Here is a 23,773-nt window from a genome sequence, read left to right on the forward strand (position 1 = left end):
GATAATATAACAGGCAAAAAAATGAACAAAGATAAAAGTTCAGATCAGAAAGTATTTGCCAATGGAATGAAAGGTGAGCTGCTATAAAAGAAAGGCGCTTGCTCGACACATGCTCTGTATTTTAATCGAAAGGTGTTATGAACATGAATCATTTGCATCGTAGGATGGGAACTTTCGCTTTAATGATGGTAGGTCTTGGCTCAATCATTGGTTCAGGATGGCTCTTTGGTGCGTGGCGGGCTGCTCAAATCGCCGGCCCTGCTGCTATTTTGTCATGGTTGATCGGGATGGTTGTTATTTTATTTATCGCATTGTCTTATAGTGAACTCGGGTCGATGTTTCCAGAGGCAGGCGGAATGGTCAAATATACGCAATATTCACACGGCTCTTTTATTGGATTTATCGCCGCTTGGGCAAACTGGATCGCGATTGTCTCAGTGATTCCTGTTGAGGCAGTTGCCTCCGTTCAATACATGAGCTCATGGCCTTGGGAGTGGGCAAAGTGGACAAGCCATTTGGTCACAAAAGGGGTTTTGACGACTGAGGGGCTCATGGTGGCAAGTGTGCTGCTGGTGATTTATTTTCTGCTCAATTATTGGACAGTTGGGTTGTTTTCAAAGGCGAATACATTCATTACGGTTTTTAAAATCGTCATTCCAGGATTAACAATTGGTGCGCTCTTATTCGTAGGTTTTCATAGTGAGAATTTTACTTCTGGAACAAGTATTGCGCCGAACGGCTGGGCGAGTGTGCTCACAGCTGTGGCAACATCGGGGATTGTGTTTGCTTTTAATGGCTTCCAAAGCCCGATTAATATGGCAGGAGAAGCGAAAAATCCAGGGCGTTCGATTCCAATCGCCATTGTTGGATCGATTTTGATTGCAACGGTCATTTATGTGCTGCTGCAAATCGCTTTTATTGGCGCTGTCGATCCATCAATGATTGTGAATGGCTGGGGGCATTTGAATTTCAACTCGCCATTTGCTGACCTTGCCATTGCGCTAGGGATTAACTGGCTTGTCCTTATTTTATATGCAGATGCGTTCGTTTCTCCTTCTGGCACAGGGATTACGTATACTGCGACGACGTCTCGTATGATTTATGGGATGGAAAAAAACAAGTACATGCCGAGTGTACTTGGCCGTCTGCACCCAATTTACGGTGTGCCTCGTCCAGCGATGTTTTTTAATTTGGGTGTATCGTTTATCTTTCTGTTTTTGTTTAGAGGATGGGGGGTTCTCGCTGAAATTATCTCTGTAGCGACCCTGATTTCCTATTTAACAGGACCTGTGACAGTGATGACGCTGAGAAAGACGGGAACAGATTTATATCGTCCATTGCGGATTAAAGGGCTCAGCATCATTGCCCCGCTTGGTTTTGTCTTTGCATCATTGACACTGTACTGGGCGAGATGGCCGCTGACGGGTCAGGTGCTGTTCATTATTCTCATCGGTCTGCCAATCTATTTTTACTATCAAGCAAAAGCGAAGTGGAAGGGCTTTGGCCGTCACTTTAAAGCAGGTGCTTGGATGGTTGTGTATCTTCTTGTGATGATGACGATTTCCTGTCTCGGCAGTGATAAATTTGGCGGTTATAACGTCATTCATTATGGCTGGGATATGGCGCTCATTGCAGTTGTGGCGTTGTTATTTTATATGTGGGCACTCAAAAGTGGATTTGAAACAGAGTTTTTAGAAGATGCGAAAAAAATCAACGATGAACTGCGTGCTTCTCAGAAAGAAGCCGCCTCATCTAAGGAATAACGGAAGGGCTGCCTGAATACTGAGGGCAGCCTTTTTATTTGGATGGATGATCCATGACATGCTGCTTTAGCCAAGTGGTAACGCCGTGTAGAACGGTGGCTGTCACTAGACAGATAAGCGCATATCTCCATAGCTGATCTAAGCCTTGTCCACTAAGCCAAAAAACAATACCTAGAATAAAGAGAGTCAGAATGAACATGAATAAAAAAGATGCTGACCAGAAAAAAGCCTTCATCGAAGGTCACCTCCTCGGGGTATTGTATGCAGGCCGGGAGAGGATCAGACCAGCAAGAAAGAAGTGAAAATATCGTGAAATCTATTTCAAAAGTCAGATAAAAACGCCAAGTGATTTGACAGTTGTGTTAAGATGAGAGCATATTTTGAGTGTAGATGGCTGGTTATAGACGGAGGTGTTTGGAGATGCAGATTCAAAAGGTTCTAAACAATAATGTCATTAGTGTGATAGATGAACAAGGAAAAGAAATCGTCGTCATGGGCAGAGGCATCGCTTTTCAAAGACGTCCCGGAGACCCGGTGGACGAGGCGTTAATTGATAAAGTGTTCCGCCTAGAGGATCATTCCGTACATGAACGGATGAAAATGCTGCTTCAAGAGGTTCCGTATGATGTCGTCAAGGTGACCGAGGAAATGATCCAATACGCACATACAAAGCTGAACCGAAGATTAAACGAAAGTCTGCATGTATCGCTGGCAGACCATATTCATTACGCCATCGAACGATTAAAGAAAAACCACTTGATTGAGAATTCACTGATTTGGGAGATTAAACGTTTATACAAAGATGAGTTTCTCGTGGCGAAGGAATGCCTTGAGATGATTGAAGATCGTCTTCATATTGAACTGCCTGAAGATGAAGCGGGCTTTATTGCCATGCATATTATTAATGCAGAGCTCAATGAAGACATGAATACAACAGTCAATATCACGAAAGAAGTGAATGCCATACTGACCATTGTGAAATATCATCTGAACATGGAATTTGATGAAGACTCGCTCAACTTTTATCGTTTTCTCACACATTTACGCTTTTTCGTACAGCGTCTCATCAACGAAACGTTACTCGTCAGTGAAGATCAAGATTTATATCAGCTGATTAAAGTAAAATATCCGAAGGCGTACGATTGCGCAAAGAAAATCGCGGAATATGTGTATCAAACGTATCATCGCGACCTGACATCAGAGGAGATGCTCTATCTATCGATTCATTTGAATCGACTCATCAAACGAGAAAAATAAAGATAGAATTTTAAAAGAAAGCGTTGACATCATAAAAAGTGAGTGGTACTATTTGCTCATAAACATAAAAGAATACGGTTTCACAATGATCGTCTTAGAGGATTGTGACTGTTCGGCAGGCAAAACCTAAACGTTCACTGAAAAAGCGCAATAGCAAGTTGCGACTATTTTTGGTGCCCGTTTAGGTTTTTATTTTGCCTAAAAACGTATTTTTTTGAAAAAAAGGGGGTTTTTGTATGAGTCATCGTCAATTAGCAGAAGACATTATCAAACATATCGGTACAGAGAAAAACGTTCATTCATTGGTCCATTGTGCGACAAGACTTCGCTTCACATTAAATGACAGGTCAAAAGCAGATAAAGCAGCCATTGAAAAATTAAATGGTGTGGTGACTGTCATGGAAAGCGGCGGCCAGTTTCAGGTGGTCATTGGCAACACCGTACCAGAGGTATATCGAGAGATTGGGGAGTTTACGAATCTATTAGAGGATTCCACTTCTTCATCTGCTAGATCAAGTGAAGAAAGTACAAGTCTTTTTGGAAAATTCGTCGACATTGTTTCTGGAATTTTCACACCGCTTCTAGGTGTCATGGCGGGTGCCGGTATTTTAAAAGGACTTCTAGGCATCTGTATCAATGCAAAATGGTTATCTCCTGAAGATACGTCGTATCAAATTTTATTTGCCGCATCAGACAGCTTGTTCTACTTCCTGCCGCTGCTGCTCGCATTCACTTCTGCTAGGAAGTTTAAAGCGAATCCATTTGTCGCTGTGACGATTGCAGGTGCACTGATCTACCCGACTATTCAAGAGCTCACAAAAGGCGGCGGAGATGTGTCGTTCTTCGGCATTCCGGTTGTCTTAATGTCTTATACATCAACGGTTATCCCGATTATTTTGGCAGTGTTTGTGATGGGATATATCGAACGTTTCTTTAACAAAGTCATTCATGAAAGTGTGAAAAACTTTATTACACCACTGATTTTACTGGTCACGGTCGTTCCACTGACACTGATCGTATTTGGACCATTTGGTGTGTATGCAGGGAATGGAATTGCAGCCGTCCTGCTGAAAGTATTCTCCTTTAGCCCTACACTTGCCGGTGCTTTAATTGCGATGGCATGGCAGGTTCTTGTCATCTTCGGTATCCATTGGGGGCTTGTGCCAGTCATTTTAAATAATATTGCGGTTCATGGAAAAGATCATATTAAGCCGGCCACTGCGCCAGCTGTATTTTCACAAGCCGGTGCTTCAATCGGTGTTATGCTGAAAACAAAGAACAAAAAACTGAAATCATTAGCTGGATCGACAGCGGTTTCTGCTGTATTTGGAATTACAGAACCTGCTGTATACGGCGTCACACTTCGTTTGAAAAAACCATTTATTGCAGCGGTTATCTCTGCCGGTGTGGGTGGTGCCATTATCGGTTATTCACAAAGTATTGCGATCGCGTCAGGTCTTCCGAGTTTACTGACACTTCCGATCTTCTATGGTCAAGGATTTACAGGGTTCTTAATCGGAATTTCCGTTTCATTTGTCCTTTCAATCGTCTTAACCTATTTGATTGGATTCAAAGATCCTGTGGATGAAGAAGATGCACCTGCAGCTAGTTCTGCACCAGCATCTGAAAATGAACATGGTGTCAAAGCAGCTCATGTGAAAAGTCCTTTATCTGGCGAAGTCATCAAGCTAGAAGAGGTGCAGGATAAGGCCTTCTCATCTGGCGCTTTAGGTAAGGGCGCAGCCATTATTCCATCAGAAGGCAAGCTGTTTGCACCAGTTAGCGGAGTCGTGACAACGGTGTTCCCAACAGGACATGCATACGGTCTCACCTCTGAAAGTGGAGCAGAAGTACTCATTCATATTGGACTGGATACTGTACAACTTGGAGGCCGTCATTTTACGCCGAAGGTTGAGCAAGGCCAAACCATTACAGAAGGTGAACTGCTTGCGGAGTTTGATATTGAGGCCATTCAAGCAGCAGGTCTTTCTGTCACAACACCTGTGATTATTACCAATTCCGGTGAATTTAGCGATATCATTGAGACAGAAGAAAAACAAGTGACACCAGGACAATCATTTTTACACTTAGTTTAAGAAAGGGAGGACATAATCATGAGATATTCAACACTAGCACCATTTCCAAAAGACTTTTTCTGGGGCGGATCGACTTCCGCCTATCAAGTAGAAGGTGCGTGGAACGAGGATGGCAAGGGACCTTCAGTCATTGATATGAGAGAAAGCTATCCTGAAGGAACAACTGATTTTAAGGTAGCCAGCGATCACTATCATCGATATAAAGAGGATGTGAAGATGTTTGCAGAAATGGGCTTGAAGGCTTATCGTTTCTCCATTGCATGGACACGCATCATTCCAGATGGAGATGGGGAGATCAATCAAAAGGGAATTGAATTCTACCATTCTCTCATTGATGAATTGCGCCACTATGACATTGAACCAATTGTGACGATGTATCACTTTGATTTACCTCATGCGCTTCAAGTGAAAGGCGGCTGGTCAAATCGTTCGACAGTCGATGCGTTTGAACGTTATGCGGAGGTTTTGTTCCAGGAGTATGGCGAGAAGGTAAAATATTGGCTGACGATTAATGAACAAAACATGATGATCTTACATGGATCAGCTCTAGGTACACTGGATCCAAATTTAGAAAATCCGAAAAAAGAACTATATCAGCAGAACCACCATATGCTTGTGGCACAGGCGAAAGCCATGACGCTTTGTCATCGTTTGCTGCCTGAGGCGAAAATCGGACCAGCGCCAAACATCGCCCTTATTTACCCGGCATCTCCAAAACCTGAGGATGTCATTGCTGCGGCTAATTACAATGCGATCCGCAACTGGCTGTATCTTGATATGGCGGTATTCGGCCGTTATAACAACCTTGCATGGGCATACATGAAGGAAAAAGACATTCTTCCTGTGATTGAAGAGGGAGATATGGATATTTTGAAAAGTGCAAAACCAGACTTCATTGCCTTTAACTACTACACATCTCAAACGGTTGAAGCGAGTAAAGGAGATGGCAATGATGAATTTGCCCGCGGTGGAGATCAGCATTTAAAATCTGGTGAAGATGGCGTCTACAAAGGCGGGAACAACCCGTTCTTAATTAAAAATGCATTTGGCTGGGAGATTGACCCTACCGGTTTCCGATCAACGATGCGTGAGATTTACGACCGCTATCAGCTACCTCTTATTATTACGGAAAACGGGCTGGGCGCTTTTGACAAGTTAGAAGAGGATGGATCGATTCAGGATGATTACCGAATTGATTATTTAGAAAAACATATTGAACAAATCAAATGGGCGATCACTGACGGTGTTGAGGTATTCGGGTACTGCCCATGGTCAGCCATCGACTTAATCAGTACACACCAAGGTTGCTCAAAACGCTACGGTTTTATCTACGTCAACCGTGATGAATTTGACCTAAAAGACCTCAAAAGAATTCGGAAAAAGAGCTCTTATTGGTATGAAACATTGATCGAGCAAAATGGAGAGAACATCGGGAAGTAACAATATCACACTAAAAAACCCCTAATTTTTAGGGGTTTTTTTCTCTTCATGACTTGTAACTATATCAACTGGATGTATCAAGTTTTCATCATCATTATCCTCATCAGTGTAAGGCATAATAAGTGAATCCAATTCTTCTTTATCATCAACTAAAGCAACGTAAGTTGTATAATCCTCTAAATCTGATGGAAACAATTCAGCTTGACCAACATTACTTTTCAATGCTTGGTCAATAGCACTCTTTAATTCTATTAAACCCTCACGATTACCAATAATATAAGAATCCATATGCCAACTTTTTTGAGCATATATATGACAAATCTTTTCTCTATCTTTCATTATCTCATTACACCCTTCCTGAAGAATTTAATTGATTATGTGCCAACACGCCAACCAGATAAAACATCAAAACGTCTCTTTGGCTACTTTATCCTCATCTTCTTCAATCCTGATCAGATATCCTTCAATACGCTATTTCCAAAACTGCCACCAAAATTTCTTCCTTCCTTTTCCTCTTGCTCCGTTGCCGCAATTAATTTTTTAGTTTCTTTATCTCTTTCAAGAAGACTGCTTTGTATGTATTCTTGCTGTTTTTTTAACTTGCTGGATTTTACAAATCACACCTTACTCTCTACTATCATTATACCCCGAATTTAATCTCATTTATAGACTGTTTTCCGCCCGCATCAGCCCGTATATTGTTATACGCAAGTCAAAAACGATAAGGGATGTGGCTGTATGAATGACAAGAAAGATGTTTTAGATCCTGGGCCGTTTTTTCATGGGACGAAAGCAGAATTGAAGATTGGGGACCTGCTTGAACCGTTGCATTTATCCAATTATCAGGATAAACAATCGAACCACATCTATTTTACTGGAGCATTAAACGCAGCCAAATGGGGAGCTGAATTAGCTCGATCTGATTCCAAAGAGAGAATTTATGTTGTGGAACCGACAGGCGAGTTTGAAGATGATCCGAATTTGACGGATCAAAGGTATCCGGGGAACCCGACCCGTTCTTACCGGTCGACATCTCCCTTGAAAATAGTCGCAGAATTAGGTGCGTGGGAAAGACATTCCGATGAAGAAATCAATCATATGCTGACGTCGTTAAAAAAGTTAAGGGAAGAAGGAAAAAATGTCATATACGATTGATTCGTATGTAAGGAATAGATGAATAAAAGGCCGCCCGATCTCAATTGGGCGGCCTTTAGTGCTATTGAAACAGGACATGCATCAGCTCATCAAATGTCTTTGCATGTGTCAAGGATTGAAGGCGGTCAGGACTGTCTAACAAATCGACAGCTTGTTCAAAAAATTGATTCATGCAGGCAGCGTCATCTTTCTGAATGGCTAATAAGAAAATCAGAGATACTTGATCTCCCTGCCAATCAATCGGCTGTTTCAATCGTGCAATTGCCACGCAGGAGGTGCCTTCATTTGTGATGAGCGGGTGAGGCATTGCAATTCCCTTGCCAAGATAGGTCGATGACATTTGCTCCCGCTCCAGCACGGAGGAACGAAAAGAAGATGAAACAAGCTGATGCGCCTCCAGCCGGCTGCAAAGCGTATCTAATACCTCTTCTTTGCTTGAAAGGTTCACATCCAACAAGGTCAATCGTTCTTGGAAAAAAGCCATCAGCTCCTGCGAAGGGAAACCGTGTCCGTTTAACAGGTGAATGACCTCACTCACACGCTGGACATCATGGTGTTCAAAAAAAGCATTCACTTGAATGATTGGTTTCCCCTTTGGTGCGAGAGGTACGGTTGTAATAATCACATCACATGGCAAAGTCGTGCTAAAAGCGTAATCCTGATAAGAATAAAGCTCAACAATCTCAAGCTCATGCTGAAAGGCCGCCTTCAATTTAATTTCAAGCAGCCGTGCCGTTCCTAGTCCAGACCCGCATACAATAATGGCCCTCTTTTTTTGCGAGGTGTCAAGATGACTTCTTTCAAATGAAGCAGCAATATGTAAGGCAACATATGCCGCCTCATCTTCATTTGGCGTCCGCACCAGCTGTAAGACATTGAGTCCGCTGACAGCCAAATCAAACGGATAAGGATAAGAAGTTTTGATCTCATGCAAAAGCGGATTTTGTAAAGACACGCCGTATTGAATTCGATTTAATAATGGCTTCATATGCAGCATCAAATCTTGACGTAGGATATCGTCATCTACAAAACGATGACCGCTTGTTTTTTCAATGTGCTGGAGAAATTGTGTCACCGCCTGACGCACTTCTTCTGTCGTTTGGTGCTCATCGATTTCTTTCCACGTTTGATTCGCTAAGAGATGCATCACCAAGTAATCTGTTTCATCCTCTGATAAGGTGACGTGAAACGTGTCACTTATTTGATGAGTGATCTTTTGAGCGATTCTTGTTAACACTGGCGGTCTTTGTGTGTGAGTGGTACTGGCGGGTATCCGCTGTTTTTTTTGCGTTTGCTGAATGGCAATCGCTAAGTGAATCACTAAATTCTTTAGGGCAATATCTTTAATGAGCAGTGATTCTTGATATAGATTTGTCAGCACAATGGATCGAATGGTTTCAAGTGAAATGTCAGGAAAATGAAGCTGTTCCCGCTCAGTTATATGAGATAGGGCGGGTTCTTCTTCAAGCAGTAAGTCTGCGTAGCACGTCCTTTTTTGCAATTCGTCTCCCTCTACTTTTAAGCCAAATCCAGGCTTTGAGACAAGGGTCATACCGTAACGGGCTAACAGCTCCCGTCCTTTTTTTAAATCACTGCTGACCGTCATACGGCTGATGAACAATTCTTCTGCTAATTGATCAATTTTTAAGTAGTCTGATTGAAGCAATAGTTTTCTCATCATAAATCGTATGCGCTCTTCTGGCATGACGGGTACGAGAGAGCGGGCAGGAAGCTTTTGCTGATGAAGCCAAAGCAGGAAAGCGTCTTGGTCACTTGTTAAGAGCGTATATCCTTTCCCGCGGATGGTCTTGATCATGGCTCCAGCTTGTGTTAACAGCTCGTTTGCTTCTTTGATTAAATTGCGGATGGAGCGGTCAGATAAGCGAAAAGAGGCAGTGAGCTCCTCCAGCTTCACGAACCCTTTCGTTTCAAATAGCCGCTGAATGAGCTGGTAGGTTCGAGTATCTGCCGTCATCATCATTGCGCCGCTCCTTGTTCCTTTAAGGCATCAGCTCCAAGGGCGAGGGCTCCCATTAAACCAGATAATCCGTCAAAGGAAGGCTTTGTGACGATTTCATTTAATGGCTTTGGTAATTGTAAATAATCATGAAGCCGCTTGTCTGTTTCTTCAAGGATGAGCGGCAGCAAAGCCGGTTGTTTCATGACACCTCCACCCAAAATAATGTGTTCTGGTGAAAGGGTGAGTAATAAATTTGCGGTCATTTGCCCGAGATAATAAGCTTGAAGTGACCAGGCAGGGTGCTCCTCTGGCAGCATTTGTGCCAATGTATGATATCGGCCTTCTATGGCAGGTCCAGATGCTAGTCCCTCTAAACAATCATGGTGGATAGGGCAGCAGCCCCCATAGGTGTCATGAGGGTGGCGCTGAACGGTGATATGTCCCATTTCTGGATGAAGCAGTCCGTGAATGAGGCGGTTTTCAATATAGGCACCGCCGCCGATTCCCGTCCCAACCGTGATGTAGACCAAGGAATTTGGTCTGTCTGTGTCAGTTGAAAAACGAGCTTCACCGAGCGCCGCACAGTTCACATCCGTATCAAGCTTCATAGGGAGACCGAGTGCTTGTTTTAAGGTTGAGAGTAATGGAAATTGGCGCCAAGCTGTTTTAGGTGTTTCGAGAATCGTTCCATAGCTGGGGCTGTGCTCTTTTACATCGACAGGCCCGAATGCGCCTATGCCAATCGCATCGACTGGATGCTCTGTAAAGTATTCGATCACTTGCCGGCATGTTTCTTCTGGATTCCCTGTTGCAAAGGAAGTCATATGTTCAATCGTTCCGTCTGTTGTTCCGTAGCCGCAGACAAATTTTGTACCGCCTGCTTCGATGCCTCCAATTCGCATGATCAATGCCCTCCATTAAAGAGAGGCGGAATCCAAATGGATCCCGCCCCTACATGTTCATTTTTTCTTTACAATGTAGGTTTGTACCTGACAAGGTGTGAGCGGTTCAATGTGTAATGATCCATGTTGTGCTTTCAGTATATGTCCTTCAGGTGTTTCGCCTAAATTCGCTGTTTCTCCATGTTGTAGAGATGAACTATTGATTGAAGCGGCTGTTTGACGTGTTAAATATGGATTGAAGAGACGAATGACAATGCCTGTTCCATGCTCTTCTTTTTTCAAAGCGCTTAGAACGGCCCCGTCTGTTTCAATGTCAAGCAGGCTATAAGTAGATTGTAAGTCTTCTTTTTCATCTCGGAAAGAGAAAATTAAACGACCGTTTAAAAAGTCTGCCCGCTCGTAGCACTGAACCGGGGTGGTGTAACGTTTAGCAAGCTGAGCCAAGTGTCCTTCATTCACCGCTTCTTGGCTATAGTGCATGCCAAAGGAGAATGATAGCGATCCTTGAAGCTGGGCGTCCGGTGTTTCTACGATTTTTTCTCCAGAAGCCCGGCCGGGACGATAAAGAAGGTTTTCTTTCCCCATTTTTCCGAAACAGCGGAAGAGTGTGTAAGCAATGGTTGTGTAGCCCGCGCCTGTGATTTGGTATTCTCTGACGCAGTCCGTCAAAAGAGAGACACCATATGCTTCATCGCGAAGTGCAACAAATGATTGCATGGGTTCAATGGTAATCGGTTTTTCTTCCCAATGTTCATTGTTCCACCATTCTAGCTCTTGTGTCAGCTCCGTTGGACGTTCGATGGTGCCAAACTGTTGATCGCTGAGTGATACGTTTGATGCAATACCTGTATCAAAGAGTACCCGTAGACGGTGGTCTAGCGCATGGTTATCAACATTCACATGAAAACGGATGACCGCTTCATCTTTATTTAAAGCCACCTTCGCTGTGATCGGGAGCGAAGTCGTCACCTTTTGCTCCGAACGTTCCTCTAAATCATATGGGACAGTCAATTGAAGCTTGATGATGAGCTCTTCCTGTAAACTGCTTTTAGATACGGTGATGTCAGCTGATGAGATATCTTTAGATGATACATAAAGATCCTCACGCGGTGGTGAATAGTTATAAGAATCCCCATCATCTCCGTTGTCTTCAAAGATCATTTGCTCAGAGAAAGTTCGTCCGGTCTGTTTATCCGTAATTTCTAATGACCCATTGTCATTTGCTGCAATGCGATAATACGTATTTTCAATGACACGACCTTCTGTTTTTTCCAAAATGGATTCACTAGATTCATCGAAAACCATGCTGACTTGTGTATAACCAACGGATGGCAAGTCGACTGCTTCAATGAGTAAAACAGCTTTCCAGACTTGCTTTGGCATGTACACCTCTTTGCTTGGGTTAAGTGAAATCTGCTGTGCTAAGACATAATCTGTCACATCGGTTTTGCTTTTGACTGTGTAGTGAAGAGTTCGTCCATCAGCGTCTTTTAGCGTAAATGGACGTTCTGTGATAAAGGTTTCGATTTCAATGACTTCAGAGCGCTTTGAAGGCAGTGTATTAAATAAAGTGAACGTGATTTCTTGCTCAGTTTGCAGCCGGATGGCGATGAGACGCATGTGTAAGTCCACCAGGTTCTCGGCAATTTCTTTTGCCTGCTTGTAGCGGAAGAAAACGTCTTGATTTGTCGTGTCACTGTTACAGCCGCCAATGCTGTCATGCGCTGCATTTTCAAACATGAGGTACCAAATGTCACGTACGGTGTCATGCGGATAATCGTGTCCGAGTGAATAGCTGATTGTAAGAATTGGCTCCATCACATTGACGAGATAGTTTTCAATTTGGTTGTTTAAGATTTTCAAATCTGCTCTTGTTGAAAAAATGGACTTATGAATTCGCATATGCTTGGCATGAATGAGTTCTCCTTCTAATGTCTCAAAAGAAGTCCGCTCTTTTTTCACTGCTGCAATGTAATCTTCTAAACTGCTGATTTGATAGTGGTGCTCGTCTATTTCATTGGCTTTTTCTAATAAGTCAGGCAGGTTTTTACGAATAGGCGCCTGGTCAAAGCCATTTGGAAAATAGACATTCTTTGTCGTGGCTTTTGCTTGCAGCGCCCCGATTTTTTCAGAAAGAAAGGCTTGCAGGTCTTCATCCTTCTCAGGAATATTTCCACCATAGTAGTAGCCAAATGGCAGATTCACTGCAAACACTTCACTGCCATCAGCCCCGCGCCAATTAAATTCTGTGTGATTCGTCATATGATCAGAAACGCCGCGCCAAAAGGCTGTGTCGATAATACCAAAGCCTTGATAAATTTGAGGCATTTGTGCAGATTGACCGAAGGAATCAGGGACATAACCGACCTTCATGACATGTCCGAACTGCTGACAGCGCTCAATCCCATATTGCAGGTTCCGTACAATCGATTCCCCAGAAATAACGAGCTGATCCGTTTGTGTATACCACGGACCGATGATGAGACGTTTCGCTGTGACGAGCTGTTTAATTCGATCCTCATCCTCTGGGCGCCATTTCAAGTAATCATCTAGCAAGGATGCTTGTGCATCGAGCATGAAGTAATGGAACCGTTCATCTGTTTCGAGGGTGTCCAATATGTCCATTACGCTTTTCATTAAGTAGATACGGGAGCGGGAGGTGGTAAAATACCATTCCCGGTCCCAGTGAGTATGTGGAATCACATGTACATTGACAGTCATTGTGTAACGACACCTTTCTTTGTTCAAATTATCCTTCTAGCACAAGGTCAAAATCATCTTCTTCTTTCTGCTTCTGATCATGTTCTGGCTTTTGGGGTTCTTTTTTCTCAGAGAAGTTCACAAGTAGGTTGGCACCAATTCCAATAACAAGTGCGCCAGTTAGTGCGCCGATTAAATACGCCCACCAGTTTCCTACTGAGAAGAATCCGTATAGTCCGCCAATTGGCGGCATGATGTCATGGACACCTAATAAGGCAGCGACCCCGCTTCCAGCAGCACAAGCGACGACATTCAGCGGAATCAATTTCAAAGGATTGACGAGTGTAAAGGGAATGGCTCCTTCTGTAATCCCGATAATCCCCATTACAAGACCGCCTCGTCCGGCTTCTCTAAACGTAGGAGAGAAGTTGCGTTTTCGAATCAATGTCGCAAGCCCGTATCCAAGCGGAGGAATGACAATCGCAATATTGACGAGAATGGCAGGAAGATAGACACCTGATAGGAAGAGCGCGTTACCAGCCATCCAAGCTGATTTATTCACTGGGCCGCCAAGATCAAAGCCAATCATTGCACCTAGAATGAGAGCAAGTGCGAGTGTACTTGTTCCATCTGCGACCATGCCTTTGATCCATTCAATTAATGCGGTGTTCAAAGCCCCTAATGGACCGCCTAGCAGAACGGACATGAGAAGTCCGGTTAAGCCAACAGTAATGAGCGGTAAGATGAGCAAAGGGACGAGTCCAGCTGCGGAGCCTTGAATTTGAATTTTTCTTTTCACAAAGAGAGCGACATATCCGGCAAAGAAACCTGCAATGACGGCGCCGATAAAACCAGCATTTGTTGAGCTGGCAAGAGCTCCGCCGATAAAGCCGGCTGCAAGACCAGATTTATCCGCAATCGAATAGGCAATAAAGCCAGCGAGCAGTACGTTCATTAAGCCAATGCCTGTCCAGCCAACCTGTTCCATCAAATAGGCACCATGTAAAATGCCGCCTGCATCTTTATAGGCGTTTAAATCTGATACACCAAAACCTAACCCGACTAGTTTGGCTAAACCAACGATAAGTGAAGCTCCGATGATCACCGGAAGAATATAAGAAATACCGGTCATGAGGTGGCCTTCAATGACTTTTAATTTTGCTTTCATTCTGCTTTGCTCCTTTCTATATGGCATTGCTCCTGTTTATTGGGATTCAGATTTTTTCTTTTCAACCAGCGCAACGGCTTTTGTGATGATTTGCTCGGCATTTTTTAAGGCGCGTCCGATTTCGACACGTACAGTAGGAATACCTGAGAAGCGTTCAGCGTCGTTAATGTGCTGATTGGAGGCGATGATGCAAAGGTCTGCCTGCTTGGCTTCCTCTGCTGTAATGCCATTCACCTGTCCCATAATTCCTTGTTGCTCGATTTTAATTTCGTGTCCAAGCTGTTTACCCGCATTCTCTAATGCCTTTGCTGCCATTGGTGTATGAGCTAACCCTGCTGGGCATGAAGTGACACCGACAATTTTCATTGTGTAATCCCCTCTTTCAATTGTTGTTCAATGACTTCGTAATAATAGTCTGCTGTTTGACCGGGTTGAATCTTTTCGATGAAAGCAGGCTCCATTAAACTTGTGGCAATGCCAGACAGTAATTTGAGGTGTGTGACATTGGCCTCTTCTAGTGGAACGAGCAGTGTAAATAAATAGCTTGTTGGCAAATCGTCGAAGCTTCCCCATTCAATGGGTTGTTCAAGTTCTAAAAAGAGAAGTGAAGCCGTTTGAACAGCAGAGCTTTTTGTATGAGGAATCGCAAAACCTTGCTGAAGTCCTGTTGAGACTTCGTCTTCGCGTTTCAACAAATCTGTTAATAACCCTGTCTGATCGTTTGTAATGTGAAGGTCTTCAGCTTTCTCGGAAATGTATTGTAAAATCTCATTCTTTGATCGACCGTTTACTTGTGTAAAAACATGATCTTTTTGGAACAAGCTGATCCCTTCTCTCTTGTTTGTTAAGCGCTTACAATTTGATTGTAATGTACTTTTCGACATGGTTAAATAGCATCATTTTCCGTTTGAAATGGCAAAAAGTTTATGAAGCGATCAGACTAGCCATCTGAATATCTCAAATCCTAGCTTAAAACGAGTTTAATTATGTCAAAAACAGATTCTACTAAAAGGGATTCTGTGATATTCTTCCAAGGTATTGTAAAAGATAAGGGGGTCTTTTCATGTTTAAAAAGCAGGTCAAATCCTGTGTGGTTGTACTCATGGCCATCATTCTATGTATGGCTGCATTACCTGGGTACGAGGCATCAGCAGTTAGTAAGGGCACAAGTGTCAATGAAGCCATTGGGTTAAAAAATGGTGAAGTCATCTCAGGTACATTACAGAATGAAAAAGAAGAGTCATGGTACCAAATCACGCCATCTGCACAAGATGTGGCAAAACATACACATATGCAAATTGCTGTCAAAAGCAAACAAGTGTTATCTGTATCGGTCTACCCAAGTAAGGATAGAGCGATAAAGGATGACACTTATTCGAGATATCGTGTGGACACAGCAAGTGGAGAGACAGAAATCAACTTCCCGCATGCATGGTCAGGTCCTTACTATGTCAAAGTGCTGTATTTAGGTTCAGAGGAAGACAGCCGTGATGAGGAAGAGGATGCAGCATATACAATCGGGTATAAAGGCGCGAATCTTCCGCCATCTGAACCGATTTTCCCTGAAGAAGAAGAGCCAGGGATCATCATTATTGAGAAAAAGCATGGACGTCAAATTCTTCAATCTATTCGTACGATCGAAGACAAACGATTCAATGAAACAGCCGATGGTCAGAAGCTTACACGTCTGCTACAAAAAACAAAACCGTTTCTCAAATCTAAACTCATCAACAATCAAAAAAAGCAGCAAACGGTGTACAATCATTTGCTTACATTAAAATCATTGCTGAATGACGTAGAGAAAAATGGTGCATTCAGCGGTCATATCGTCACAGAGAAAGAGCAACAGGCGATCCGTTCCCTTTTTGATATGCTCAAAGAGGCAAGTCCAGCCTATCTAAAAAAGGAATTAGAAACAGTGGGACAAAAAGTAGGAATCGATCAGCTTGAAGGAAAATCGATCGGTTATGTATTAGAGAAACAAAAGCTTGTTCCAGAAGAAAAGGTCAACACAAACAAAATCATCTTTAAATTAAAGGATGGACAAACGCTTCAATCCGCAAAAAAGAAGATGAAAGGCTACGGAATTCAAGAAAACCGTGTGACATCTCAGTCAGTAAATCCTTTATTTAAAGGAATGTATGTTTACGATGTACCGGCAGGGAAAGAATCAGCTGGCAAAACGCTTAAAGCAGGCAAAGCTGTGATCAAAAGCACGGCGAGAAAGCTTTCTAGTATGCCGAATGTTGAATTTGCAGAGCCTGTACAAACGTATCGTGCGCTTAGCAATGACGCGCAGTATGGTTACCAGTGGCCGCTGAAAAACAGTGCCCAAAACAGTGGGAAAAAAGGCGCTGATGTGAAGTTTGAACAAATGAATACATTGATTGGCACAAGCAAAATGAAGCAAACGTTAATTGCTGTTGTGGATACAGGTGTCGACAGCCGTTTGTCCGATTTAAGCGGAACGGTTCGCACAGACTTAGGTGCCAATCTGATCGGCCGAAATAAAGATGCAATTGATGACAATGGCCACGGCACCCATGTGGCAGGTATCATTGCAGCAAAAGCCGATAATCATTACTCCATGGCAGGGTTGAATCAACATACAGGAATCATCCCAGTCAAAGTGCTGGATGCGTATGGATATGGAGATACAGAGCATATTGCTCTTGGCATTAAACATGCAGTGGACAAAGGTGCAAAGGTCATCAACATGAGCCTTGGTGGCTACTACAGCAAGGTCATTGAATATGCGATGAACTATGCTGCACAAAAAAATGTATTAGTGGTAGTGGCGAGCGGAAACGATGGCATTCCAGAAATGGGTTATCCTGCGACTTCCAAGTACGCCATGGCAGTTGGTGCAAGCAATCGCATGGATATTGCCGCTGAATTCTCAAGCTATGGGAAAGGATTAAGCATGTCTGCACCAGGGTCTGATATTCCAAGCTTAATGCCTGATGGGAATGTTTCATACCTAAGCGGGACATCAATGGCTACACCGTATGTTGCAGCAGCAGCAGGATTACTGTTTTCTAAAAATCCAACCCTGAAACCAAATCAAGTGAGAAATATTTTACAAAATACAGCGGATGATATTTCATTTAAAGCTGTTGATGGAACAGATGACATTTTCTATGATGAAAATGACGAGCCTGTTGTTGATCCGAAAATTCCGGGTATCGATTGGATGACAGGACATGGCAGACTCAATGCTTTTGCCGCATTAAGTGCTGTTGAATTAAACGCATCAGTTAACAAAGTAGAAGATCAGCATCAAAAGGTGACAGGAAAGGCGAAAGCCGGCGCTGCCATTTCTGTGTATAGAGGCAAAACCCTGCTTGGAAAAGGCACGGCAAGCAAAAAGGGAACCTTTAGTGTGAAGATCAAGCATCAAAACAAAAATAAAGTGCTTCACATCAAGATATCAAAAGGAAAGGCTGCGACTTCGCTCAAAACGGTCGTGAAAAAGGGCAAAGCACCAGCTAAGCCAAAGGTGAATCGAGTAACAGTGAAAAGTAAAACGGTCAAAGGAACTGCGGGTGCAGGCTTGACAATCAAGGTGAAGAACAAATCAAAGAAAGTCATTCAAACGGTCAAAACCAATAGCAAAGGCGCATTTACGGCTAAAATCAAGCCGCAAAAAGCCAAAACCGTCTTGTATGTGACGGCTTCAGATGTGAGAAAAAGAGAAAGTAAAGCAGTGAAAGTTGTTGTGAAAAAATAGTTTTGCAGCTTCCCTTTTGAATAAAAAGGGAAGTTTTTGTTTTTTACTGGAAAAATGACAATAACTGTCGATAGTAATATAGTAGGAAAAAAAAGGAGGATTTATCGATGAAAAAAATCATGTTTGCTTTCTTTCTATCATTGCTTCTCGTTTTCCCAAGCTTTGCACATGCAGAGGAAACAGGAGCAGTACCAGCATCCGTACAAGTAACAGGCGTCACAGCAGCAGACGGTGGTATGGTTAATTACGGTTCTGGCAGTAAATATCGTGTAGGTTCATATTATCCAGCTACTTTTAAAGGAACATTAAAGGACACAAGTGGTCAACTCATGGCGAATCAGCCAATTCAGCTTTATTTTGAAGCAGCAATCAAATCATATGCTCAAACAGCGACAGGTACAACAGACGAGAATGGACAATTTTCACTAACGATTCAAGTTCCTGCAGGTGCAGGCTACCGTACATACAATAATGCAGGCTGGTCTACACATTACTACGATATCGTTCCAGTGACTTTTACTTCAAACGACATCACGCTATCTTCAAATGTGACAAGTGTGTACCATTTGGCATATACATCACGTTACTAATTTGCTAGAAGAGGCGACTTGGCGAAATTCCTGTCGTTTTCATAGAAAAAAAGGATGTCAGCTAGTGACATCCTTTTCTTTTTGTTAGCAAACCTGCTGGGCGGCAACCGAAAGAGTCGATAAACAAACACTCATGAGCCGTTTCTCCCAGATTCGATCGAGCATTGAGCTTTACATCTTGAGCTTTGATGGATAAGAACTTTGAATACTTGAGCTTTCAGCTTTGAACGTTCAGCTTTGAGCTTTTATCATGGATCATCCTAAGATGATCATCAGATGAGGAGGGAATGACCTTTCCCTCGGAGGTGTTTAGTCCTATCGATTTTCGGCTCACTAACAAAATCGACTAGTCGATCTGTATTTTTGTCAAGGTATTGCTTTCTGATAAGGAGAAATCCACTTCCATTTGGAAATCTTCAATCTCTTTCGAAAGCTGTTCAATCTTCACTCGAAGACGAAGAGGGTCAATGATCGCCGCCTCATTTTCAGCTAGGAATGACTTGACGATCTCTTGGTTGGCAGCGGCTTGTGTTTTTCCGTCTTTCCCAAATAGTGTTTCTAAATGTTGATCCAGTCTCTTTTTCACATCTTCATTGATTTGTTCTGACCTGTCAACCAGCTCTGTGTAGACCTTTTTTAATTTTCGTAAAAAACGAATATCGTAATCTATGGATGTCTTGCGTTCAATAGCTTCTGCTACGGTCATGCTAACACCCGCCACCTCAATCGTTGTCGTAGCATTCGACACAACGATGGCTGATTTAATGGCATTTCGGCGTTTGATTAATGCTTGAATCGATTGGTCATCTGCTTTTGCCTTTTTTTCTACTTCTTCTTGATTTTGAAATCCGTTCTGTATATGTTTCCCGATGATCAAACCACCGAGTACGGCTTCATCAATCGTTCGGCTGATTCTTTTATCTAACATTTTCAGTTCACTTAATGCTCTTGTAATGGTCATTTCCATATTAAAAACAGCTCCCTTGATTCGTCCTGAAAATCATAGATTCCTATCATATACCAAAATGTCTTTGTTTTGCTAGTGATATCCTTTTTTGGGGCAAACAAAAAACCCTGGTGCTATACACCAGGGTTTTCTCGTTTTTTCTGAATCCATGTTGTCACGTAATAGGCAGCATAGCAGAGTGCGATAAAAGGGATACCGCAGATAAGAGCAATACGCTGATTTGGATCAAAAGCAATGCCGATCACAGATGCAAGGCATAGGAGGAAGGCAGCAATCGGAACCACCGGATAGAGCGGGGTTCGGAAAGATAAATCATGAAGCTGTCCGCCATCCTGTAAGAATTTTTTGCGAAACATGAACTGTGAAGCTGCAATTCCCATCCATACAACAACAACGGCGAGTCCAGAGATTGAAACAAGAACCAGATACACCGTTTCAGGTGCGATGACACTCGATAGCAAAGAGAGAATGCCTCCAATCATACTCAAAATGAGTGCATTCAAAGGAATTCCCTTTGGCGTCAATTTTGCCAGCTTTTTAGGTAATGTTCGTTCTTCAGAAAGGGACCATAGCATGCGAGATGAGGCGTATAGCCCTGAGTTTGCAGCAGATAAAATCGCTGTCAGAATGACAAAATTCATGAAATCTGCCGCATAAGGAATACCGATGCGGTCAAATACCACAACGAAAGGACTTTTGATCACCCCGGCTTCTTCTACTGGAATTAAGCCGGCTAAGACCACGATCGTTCCGACGAAAAACAGGACAAGGCGCAGCACAGTCGTGCGAATCGCCCGGGGAATGGTCTCATCTGGATTGACACTTTCCCCCGCAGCAATCCCAATCAGCTCAGTACCCGAAAAAGCAAAATTAACAGCCAACATGGTCATTAAAATCGGTAAAAAGCCGTTTGGGAAGAGACCCCCATCTCCAGTGAAGTTAGAGAAGAACGGAGCAGCCTCACCGCCTTTTAGTGGAATCAATCCAAACATTGCGGCTCCGCCAAGGATAATAAAGAGAATAATAGCCATGACTTTAATGCTAGAAAACCAAAATTCCGATTCTGCAAAAAACTTGACTGTAAAAGCATTGAGTAAAAAGATGAGAAGCGCAAAGACACCGCTCCACATCCAAACCGATGTGTCCGGGAACCAGCGCTGCATTAAAAGACCTGCCGCTGTAAATTCTGAACCAAGTGCCACGGTCCATGTCAGCCAATAAAGCCAAGCCACTGTATAGCCTGTGCCGGGCCCAATGTATTTTGTTGCATATGTGTGAAAAGCGCCTGTAACCGGCATTGCGACAGACAGTTCACCTAAACAGAGCATCACGAGGTACACAATTAATGCCCCGACCAGATAAGCCAAAATCGTTCCCGCAGGTCCGGCCTGATTGATCGTATATCCTGAACTTAAAAAGAGTCCTGTGCCAATCACGCCGCCTAAAGAAAGCATGAACAGGTGACGGCTTGTCATTTTTCGTTGATATTGTTGTGACTGATCTTTTGCTTGTTCCATGTCTTCCCGCCCTTTTGCTTAGAAGTATGTGTGTTGAGTCATGATGCTACGATGTTGCCTGTTTTAAGATATCTGTAATATCCTCTGGTGTCGTCCGGCAGCAGCCGCCGATGATTTGTGCGCCGTCTTTATACCATTGCTGCGCACATTCACCAAATGTATGGTGAGACGTATCTCCGCTCCAAACCTTTTCTTCAGGATCATATAATTCCCCTGAGTTCGGATACACGACAATCGGTTTGCTCGTCCCTTTTTTCATCTCCTGAATAAGAGAAGACATATATTGCGGCGGTGTACAGTTTACGCCAACAGCAGCGATCTGCTCATATGGCTCGAGCGCTTGTACACAGTCTCTCAGCAGATCCCCTTCACTAATGTGCTTGCCATCCTTTGCGCTAAACGTGATCCACGCATACACACCGCTGAATTCGTCCTCCAGCAGTTTAGCGATGGCGATTGCTTCAATGAGACAAGGGATGGTTTCACAAGCGAGAATATCTGCACCAGCCTCTACTAAAGCTTGAATTCTTGGTCTGTGAAAATCAATGAGCGCCTGCTCTGTGAGTCCGTAATTTCCCTTATATTCTGAACCGTCAGACAAATAAGCGCCGAAGGGCCCCACAGATCCAGCGACAAATGGTTTTGTCCGTTCTTTACGATGTGTCTCATCCTGCCAAAACTGCTCGCATGCTTCTTTTGCTAAAGTGACAGATCGTTTCATTAATTCGATGGCTTCTTCTTTTGTGTAGCCTTTTTCAGCAAAGCCATCAATCGTCGTTTGGTAGCTGGCTGTTGTTGCACAGTCAGCACCTGCTTGGAAGTAGTCCAAGTGTACTTGCTGAATCAATTCTGGCTGTTCAATGAGGATTTTGGCTGACCATAAACTGTCGTTTAAATCACAGCCCTTTCGTTCAAGCTCCGTTGCAAGTGCACCATCTAAAATCAAAGGTGCGTGAGCCTGTAATCGGCTTTGAATAGGATTCATATAAATCAAACAGCCTCCTTTGTCGATCGGAAATAATGGATATGATATGAGGCAGTAGTTTAAATGACTAAAGTGTTTTTGTCAAGGAGAGGAATAAGCATCATATGACGGAAAAACCCTGAAAACATGCGGGTTTGAGTGCATAAACATACAGTTGAAATAATAGAAAACCAAGTCATTGACAGCCTCTAAAAAGAGATATATATTATGGAAAGGTTCATTTCAGAAAGCTTCATCAAAAGGCGCCGTCTTTTGATTTTTATTTTGTCCAACGACTGTCTTCTTTCGTGCAGAAAGAGGGTTTTTTATATGCTTAAAAAAGGAGGAAAGAAGAAATTGAAAAAATGTGTAAAAGATATTGCAATGATTCTAGTCGGTTCTTTTTTATTTGCTGCAGCTGTGAACATGTTTGTCATTCCACTTGAGTTTGGTGAAGGCGGCGTAACGGGGCTGTCCATCATTTTCTACTATATGTTTGAGATTGCGCCGTGGCTGACAAACCTTGTGTTGAATGCGATTTTATTACTTGTGGGGTATAAATACTTGGACAAGAAGACCACGATCTACACAGTGGTAGCTGTCGCAAGTAACTCTCTATTTTTACATTTGACCACTACATGGGTGGTGAATGTCCATGAATTGATCATTGGTTCTATTTTCGCTGGGATCATCATTGGGATTGGCATTGGTCTTGTTTTAAGAGCGGGCGGTACAACAGCGGGATCTGCTATCCTCGGGCGAATTGCGAATAAGTATCTAGACTGGAACGTGAGCTACGCCATCTTGTTCTTTGATCTGATCGTTGTTTTTGCTTCTTACTTTATTATTGGTGCGGAAAAATTAATGTTTACGATTGTGATGCTGTATGTGGCGACTAAGGTGATGGACTTCGTCATAGAAGGGCTTAACACGAAAAAAGCAGTGACGATCATTTCTTCATGCAAAGATGATATTGCAGAAGAAATCAATCACACCTTGGATCGAGGCGTGACAATATTAAACGGTCGCGGTCATTATTCAAAGGAATCGAAGGAAATTCTCTATGCGGTCATTCAAAAACAGGAGCTGATGCGTTTAAAGAAAATCATTAAGAAAATTGATCGAGACGCATTCGTTGTTGTCCATGACGTGCGTGATGTGTTTGGAGAAGGATTTGTGAATATATAAAAAGTAAAAAAAGACACCTCCACTATAAAGTGGGGGTGTCTTTTCATATGTTGAGTGATCTTATGTTTAAGTGACTATTTTTTTAGGGTATCATCTTTCTTCTCGTTACTTTTCAGAACGAAAAAGCGTATACACTCAGCAATGGCCGCTCCCACCACAAACAGGATGATGGGTGTAATGGTAAAAGGTTGTTTGAAGATGAACAAATACACGATATAACACAAAGTTAGTGTAATGACTAAAGTGAGATAATTACTCCACATTTTTTTCAAGGTCATCAGCTCCTCGTTTTTTAAGTTCTGACATTATTTGGTATTATTGGTTGGGTTGAAAAGAACTAGCCACTTTCAGCCGTTCTCATCACTTTAATTCGAGT

General features: G+C 42.9%; 19 protein-coding genes. 8 read left to right on the forward strand and 11 right to left on the reverse strand.

What is annotated here, in order from left to right:
• Positions 1–143: 143 nt before the first annotated feature.
• Positions 144–1,763: an APC family permease gene (locus MHI41_RS01375; protein WP_024719047.1), complete on the forward strand. Its 1,620-nt coding sequence runs from the start codon at positions 144–146 to the stop codon at positions 1,761–1,763.
• A 34-nt stretch (positions 1,764–1,797) separates the two neighbouring features.
• Here the strand turns inward: MHI41_RS01375 and MHI41_RS01380 are convergent, their stop codons facing one another.
• Entirely contained in the window at positions 1,798–1,998 is a 201-nt protein-coding gene (locus MHI41_RS01380; protein ID WP_008343859.1) for a hypothetical protein, read from the reverse strand.
• A 185-nt stretch (positions 1,999–2,183) separates the two neighbouring features.
• Here MHI41_RS01380 and MHI41_RS01385 point away from each other — a divergent pair, with 185 nt between their 5' ends.
• The 3 genes from MHI41_RS01385 (at position 2,184) to MHI41_RS01395 (ending at position 6,556) form a co-directional block, all read left to right on the forward strand.
• Positions 2,184–3,020: a PRD domain-containing protein gene (locus MHI41_RS01385; protein WP_017358738.1), complete on the forward strand. Its 837-nt coding sequence runs from the start codon at positions 2,184–2,186 to the stop codon at positions 3,018–3,020.
• A gap of 236 nt (positions 3,021–3,256) precedes the next feature.
• The gene (locus MHI41_RS01390; RefSeq protein WP_135010254.1) at positions 3,257–5,116 is read left to right on the forward strand and encodes a beta-glucoside-specific PTS transporter subunit IIABC; all 1,860 of its coding nucleotides are present in this window, start codon (positions 3,257–3,259) and stop codon (positions 5,114–5,116) included.
• Positions 5,117–5,134: 18 nt separating this feature from the next.
• On the forward strand, positions 5,135–6,556 hold the full coding sequence (locus MHI41_RS01395) for a glycoside hydrolase family 1 protein (protein ID WP_342494459.1): 1,422 nt from the start codon (positions 5,135–5,137) through the stop codon (positions 6,554–6,556).
• 21 nt (positions 6,557–6,577) lie between these two features.
• Here the strand turns inward: MHI41_RS01395 and MHI41_RS01400 are convergent, their stop codons facing one another.
• Positions 6,578–6,895 carry a hypothetical protein gene (locus MHI41_RS01400; RefSeq protein WP_272511955.1) on the reverse strand — a complete coding sequence of 106 codons (318 nt, stop codon included), beginning with the start codon at positions 6,893–6,895 and terminating at the stop codon, positions 6,578–6,580.
• Between the two features lie 399 nt (positions 6,896–7,294).
• Here MHI41_RS01400 and arr point away from each other — a divergent pair, with 399 nt between their 5' ends.
• Entirely contained in the window at positions 7,295–7,711 is a 417-nt protein-coding gene (gene arr / locus MHI41_RS01405; protein ID WP_272511956.1) for an NAD(+)--rifampin ADP-ribosyltransferase, read from the forward strand.
• 61 nt (positions 7,712–7,772) lie between these two features.
• Here the strand turns inward: arr and MHI41_RS01410 are convergent, their stop codons facing one another.
• The 6 genes from MHI41_RS01410 to MHI41_RS01435 are packed head-to-tail and all read right to left on the reverse strand — an operon-like array spanning position 7,773 to position 15,262.
• Positions 7,773–9,692: a BglG family transcription antiterminator gene (locus MHI41_RS01410; RefSeq protein ID WP_342494460.1), complete on the reverse strand. Its 1,920-nt coding sequence runs from the start codon at positions 9,690–9,692 to the stop codon at positions 7,773–7,775.
• Positions 9,689–10,573 carry an ROK family protein gene (locus MHI41_RS01415; RefSeq protein ID WP_057078640.1) on the reverse strand — a complete coding sequence of 295 codons (885 nt, stop codon included), beginning with the start codon at positions 10,571–10,573 and terminating at the stop codon, positions 9,689–9,691. Before MHI41_RS01415 ends, MHI41_RS01410 begins: the two co-directional genes overlap by 4 nt.
• Before the next feature lie 57 nt (positions 10,574–10,630).
• Complete coding sequence (gene mngB, locus MHI41_RS01420; RefSeq protein WP_057078639.1) at positions 10,631–13,294, reverse strand: mannosylglycerate hydrolase; 2,664 nt, start codon at positions 13,292–13,294, stop codon at positions 10,631–10,633.
• Between the two features lie 28 nt (positions 13,295–13,322).
• Positions 13,323–14,441, reverse strand: coding sequence for a PTS fructose transporter subunit IIC (locus MHI41_RS01425; protein ID WP_017358746.1), 1,119 nt, complete (start codon positions 14,439–14,441; stop codon positions 13,323–13,325).
• A 36-nt stretch (positions 14,442–14,477) separates the two neighbouring features.
• Positions 14,478–14,807: a fructose PTS transporter subunit IIB gene (locus tag MHI41_RS01430; RefSeq protein WP_007498438.1), complete on the reverse strand. Its 330-nt coding sequence runs from the start codon at positions 14,805–14,807 to the stop codon at positions 14,478–14,480.
• A complete protein-coding gene (locus MHI41_RS01435; RefSeq protein WP_057078637.1) occupies positions 14,804–15,262 on the reverse strand; it encodes a PTS sugar transporter subunit IIA in 459 nt (152 codons plus the stop codon). The genes MHI41_RS01430 and MHI41_RS01435 overlap by 4 nt, the downstream gene beginning before the upstream one ends.
• A gap of 242 nt (positions 15,263–15,504) precedes the next feature.
• On the opposite strand from MHI41_RS01435, the gene MHI41_RS01440 reads away from it, so the two are divergent.
• Complete coding sequence (locus MHI41_RS01440; RefSeq protein WP_342494461.1) at positions 15,505–18,171, forward strand: S8 family serine peptidase; 2,667 nt, start codon at positions 15,505–15,507, stop codon at positions 18,169–18,171.
• A gap of 107 nt (positions 18,172–18,278) precedes the next feature.
• Positions 18,279–18,761 (forward strand): hypothetical protein, encoded by a 483-nt coding sequence (locus MHI41_RS01445; protein WP_007498435.1) that lies wholly within the window; start codon positions 18,279–18,281, stop codon positions 18,759–18,761.
• A 346-nt stretch (positions 18,762–19,107) separates the two neighbouring features.
• On the opposite strand, the gene MHI41_RS01450 is transcribed toward MHI41_RS01445, so the two are convergent.
• The 3 genes from MHI41_RS01450 to mmuM all read right to left on the reverse strand — a co-directional run bounded on the left by MHI41_RS01450 (position 19,108) and on the right by mmuM (position 22,230).
• Complete coding sequence (locus tag MHI41_RS01450; protein ID WP_148780766.1) at positions 19,108–19,728, reverse strand: hypothetical protein; 621 nt, start codon at positions 19,726–19,728, stop codon at positions 19,108–19,110.
• Positions 19,729–19,841: 113 nt separating this feature from the next.
• On the reverse strand, positions 19,842–21,245 hold the full coding sequence (mmuP, locus tag MHI41_RS01455) for an S-methylmethionine permease (protein WP_249856037.1): 1,404 nt from the start codon (positions 21,243–21,245) through the stop codon (positions 19,842–19,844).
• Between the two features lie 46 nt (positions 21,246–21,291).
• Complete coding sequence (mmuM, locus tag MHI41_RS01460) at positions 21,292–22,230, reverse strand: homocysteine S-methyltransferase (protein ID WP_212357369.1); 939 nt, start codon at positions 22,228–22,230, stop codon at positions 21,292–21,294.
• Positions 22,231–22,566: 336 nt separating this feature from the next.
• On the opposite strand from mmuM, the gene MHI41_RS01465 reads away from it, so the two are divergent.
• On the forward strand, positions 22,567–23,397 hold the full coding sequence (locus MHI41_RS01465) for a YitT family protein (protein ID WP_025206673.1): 831 nt from the start codon (positions 22,567–22,569) through the stop codon (positions 23,395–23,397).
• The last annotated feature ends 376 nt before the right edge of the window (positions 23,398–23,773 follow it).

The sequence above is a fragment of the Bacillus sp. FSL M7-0307 genome (assembly GCF_038627835.1).
Classification (GTDB): Bacteria; Bacillota; Bacilli; order Bacillales; family Bacillaceae; genus Bacillus; species Bacillus altitudinis.

Bases quoted from the DNA above. Each gene is read 5' to 3' on its own strand.
- MHI41_RS01400 (WP_272511955.1), bottom strand. From the start codon at position 6,895: ATGAAAGATAGAGAAAAGATTTGTCATATATATGCTCAAAAAAGTTGG.
- arr (WP_272511956.1), top strand. From the start codon at position 7,295: ATGAATGACAAGAAAGATGTTTTAGATCCTGGGCCGTTTTTTCATGGG.
- MHI41_RS01440 (WP_342494461.1), top strand. From the start codon at position 15,505: ATGTTTAAAAAGCAGGTCAAATCCTGTGTGGTTGTACTCATGGCCATC.
- MHI41_RS01375 (WP_024719047.1), top strand. From the start codon at position 144: ATGAATCATTTGCATCGTAGGATGGGAACTTTCGCTTTAATGATGGTA.
- MHI41_RS01395 (WP_342494459.1), top strand. From the start codon at position 5,135: ATGAGATATTCAACACTAGCACCATTTCCAAAAGACTTTTTCTGGGGC.
- MHI41_RS01430 (WP_007498438.1), bottom strand. From the start codon at position 14,807: ATGAAAATTGTCGGTGTCACTTCATGCCCAGCAGGGTTAGCTCATACA.
- MHI41_RS01425 (WP_017358746.1), bottom strand. From the start codon at position 14,441: ATGAAAGCAAAATTAAAAGTCATTGAAGGCCACCTCATGACCGGTATT.
- mmuM (WP_212357369.1), bottom strand. From the start codon at position 22,230: ATGAATCCTATTCAAAGCCGATTACAGGCTCACGCACCTTTGATTTTA.
- MHI41_RS01415 (WP_057078640.1), bottom strand. From the start codon at position 10,573: ATGCGAATTGGAGGCATCGAAGCAGGCGGTACAAAATTTGTCTGCGGC.
- MHI41_RS01445 (WP_007498435.1), top strand. From the start codon at position 18,279: ATGAAAAAAATCATGTTTGCTTTCTTTCTATCATTGCTTCTCGTTTTC.
- mmuP (WP_249856037.1), bottom strand. From the start codon at position 21,245: ATGGAACAAGCAAAAGATCAGTCACAACAATATCAACGAAAAATGACA.
- MHI41_RS01380 (WP_008343859.1), bottom strand. From the start codon at position 1,998: ATGAAGGCTTTTTTCTGGTCAGCATCTTTTTTATTCATGTTCATTCTG.
- MHI41_RS01410 (WP_342494460.1), bottom strand. From the start codon at position 9,692: ATGATGATGACGGCAGATACTCGAACCTACCAGCTCATTCAGCGGCTA.
- MHI41_RS01390 (WP_135010254.1), top strand. From the start codon at position 3,257: ATGAGTCATCGTCAATTAGCAGAAGACATTATCAAACATATCGGTACA.
- MHI41_RS01450 (WP_148780766.1), bottom strand. From the start codon at position 19,728: ATGGAAATGACCATTACAAGAGCATTAAGTGAACTGAAAATGTTAGAT.
- mngB (WP_057078639.1), bottom strand. From the start codon at position 13,294: ATGACTGTCAATGTACATGTGATTCCACATACTCACTGGGACCGGGAA.
- MHI41_RS01385 (WP_017358738.1), top strand. From the start codon at position 2,184: ATGCAGATTCAAAAGGTTCTAAACAATAATGTCATTAGTGTGATAGAT.